This is a genomic window from Methylobacterium sp. D53M (assembly GCF_053345625.1).
The window spans coordinates 1-761 of the sequence record NZ_JBKFAL010000088.1 but is presented as its reverse complement, the minus strand read 5'-3'; the positions used below and the strand labels follow the sequence as shown (position 1 = coordinate 761).

Below are 761 nucleotides of genomic sequence, written 5' to 3'. Positions count from 1 at the left end.
GGCGCCTGCCGCAAATTAGGAAGACGGCGTCATACATGACAACGGTCCCCGGCAACCATGCCGAGGGCCACCTCCGGGAACAGCTCCGACGCCTAGAGGAAGGCCTACGAAAGAAGGGCATCGCCGAGCCGTTGGTCCGGTCCGAGGTCGGATCCTACGAGGGCGCCATCCGTGCGCACCTCTGGCGGCTTCTGATCGCCGAGGGCGCACCCAGCAATGGGTAAGCGCAAAAAGAACTCCATCACGTCCGGCTTCGTCGTTCACTCGAGGGAGATGAAGGAGTCCATTGCCTGGAGACACCTACCAGACGCAGGCCGGCGCGCGCTCGACCGTCTTGAGCTTGAACACATGAGGCACGGCGGGGCTGATAATGGCCGGCTGCCCTGCACACACAGCGACTTCGCAACAGCCGGCATCCGCCGTGCTTCGGTCGCCCTGGCAATCCGCTACTGCGTCTATCTGGGCTTTGTGAAGGTCTCGGAAATCGGCGGTCGATCAATCTCGAAATTCCGCCGGCCGAACTTGTACCGGCTCACCTACGTGTTCGGGTGCGGCAGCAGTCCGGATCCGACACATGATTGGCGGACGATAGAGACGGCAGAGCAGGCAGAAGCTGCGCTCGCGCAGGCTGAGGCCGAAAAGAACTTCGCGACACAACCCAAGAAGCTCCTCGAAAAACGTGAGGCGGAGCGTCGTGAAAAACAAAAAGCCGGACGCGCCGGTGCGTCCGGGCCGGACGCGGTAGCGCGTCCACGTGCGGC

General features: G+C 62.9%; 2 protein-coding genes. Both read left to right on the top strand.

Going from position 1 to position 761, the window contains the following annotated elements:
• The first annotated feature begins 5 nt into the window (after window positions 1-5).
• The gene (locus ACLBYG_RS31610; RefSeq protein ID WP_447684089.1) at window positions 6-224 is read left to right on the top strand and encodes a DUF6074 family protein; all 219 of its coding nucleotides are present in this window, start codon (window positions 6-8) and stop codon (window positions 222-224) included.
• A 49-nt stretch (window positions 225-273) separates the two neighbouring features.
• Window positions 274-761, top strand: a 488-nt coding sequence (locus ACLBYG_RS31605) for a hypothetical protein (RefSeq protein WP_447684088.1), incomplete at its 3' end; no start/stop codon positions are given.